This window comes from Columbia Basin potato purple top phytoplasma (assembly GCF_028595955.1).
Lineage (GTDB): Bacteria > Bacillota_I > Bacilli_A > Acholeplasmatales > Acholeplasmataceae > Phytoplasma.
This window is the reverse complement of sequence record NZ_JANHJP010000019.1, coordinates 1-1,656: the sequence shown is the minus strand read 5'-3', so window position 1 is coordinate 1,656 and position 1,656 is coordinate 1. Positions and strand designations below refer to the sequence as shown.

Sequence of the window (1,656 nt, the reverse complement as noted above, 5' to 3'; positions counted from 1 at the left end):
GAACAAGGAAGCTATAAGTAATGCAACTATGAATCTCATGGAGAGTTCGATCCTGGCTCAGGATGAACGCTGGCGGCGTGCCTAATACATGCAAGTCGAACGAAAACCCCTTAAAAGGTTTTAGTGGCGAACGGGTGAGTAACACGTAAGTAACCTGCCTTTAAGACGAGGATAACAATTGGAAACGGTTGCTAAGACTGGATAGGAAACAAAAAGGCATCTTTTTGTTTTTAAAAGACCTTCTTACGAAGGTATGCTTAAAGAGGGGCTTGCGCCACATTAGTTAGTTGGTAGGGTAAAAGCCTACCAAGACGATGATGTGTAGCTGGACTGAGAGGTTGAACAGCCACATTGGGACTGAGACACGGCCCAAACTCCTACGGGAGGCAGCAGTAGGGAATTTTCGGCAATGGAGGAAACTCTGACCGAGCAACGCCGCGTGAACGATGAAGTATTTCGGTATGTAAAGTTCTTTTATTGAAGAAGAAAAAGTAGTGGAAAAACTATATTGACGTTATTCAATGAATAAGCCCCGGCTAACTATGTGCCAGCAGCCGCGGTAAGACATAGGGGGCGAGCGTTATCCGGAATTATTGGGCGTAAAGGGTGCGTAGGCTGTTAGATAAGTCTATAATTTAATTTCAGTGCTTAACGCTGTCTTGTTATAGAAACTGTCTTGACTAGAGTGAGATAGAGGCAAGCGGAATTCCATGTGTAGCGGTAAAATGTGTAAATATATGGAGGAACACCAGAAGCGTAGGCGGCTTGCTGGGTCTTTACTGACGCTGAGGCACGAAAGCGTGGGTAGCAAACAGGATTAGATACCCTGGTAGTCCACGCCGTAAACGATGAGTACTAAGTGTCGGGGTAAAACTCGGTACTGAAGTTAACACATTAAGTACTCCGCCTGAGTAGTACGTACGCAAGTATGAAACTTAAAGGAATTGACGGGACTCCGCACAAGCGGTGGATCATGTTGTTTAATTCGAAGATACACGAAAAATCTTACCAGGTCTTGACATACTCTGCAAAGCTATAGAAATATAGTGGAGGTTATCAGGGATACAGGTGGTGCATGGTTGTCGTCAGTTCGTGTCGTGAGATGTTAGGTTAAGTCCTAAAACGAGCGCAACCCTTGTCGTTAATTGCCAGCACGTAATGGTGGGGACTTTAGCGAGACTGCCAATTAAACATTGGAGGAAGGTGAGGATTACGTCAAATCATCATGCCCCTTATGATCTGGGCTACAAACGTGATACAATGGCTGTGACAAAGAGTAGCTGAAACGCGAGTTTTTAGCCAATCTCAAAAAAGCAGTCTCAGTTCGGATTGAAGTCTGTAACTCGACTTCATGAAGTTGGAATCGCTAGTAATCGCGAATCAGCATGTCGCGGTGAATACGTTCTCGGGGTTTGTACACACCGCCCGTCAAACCACGAAAGTTAGCAATACCCGAAAGCAGTAGCTTAACTTCGCAAGAAGAGGGAACTGTCTAAGGTAGGGTTGATGATTGGGGTTAAGTCGTAACAAGGTATCCCTACCGGAAGGTGGGGATGGATCACCTCCTTTCTAAGGACTATATATACTAAAATCATCATCTTCAGTTTTGAAAGACTTAAGTAGAAAATAAGTTTTTCTTTTAAGCGCCAAAGGGCT

The 1,656-nt window shown here is 44.6% G+C and carries 1 rRNA gene; it reads left to right on the top strand.

The features are described 5' to 3' along the window. Positions 1 to 34: 34 nt before the first annotated feature. Positions 35 to 1,569, top strand: a 16S ribosomal RNA gene (locus M8044_RS02405). Positions 1,570 to 1,656: the final 87 nt, after the last annotated feature.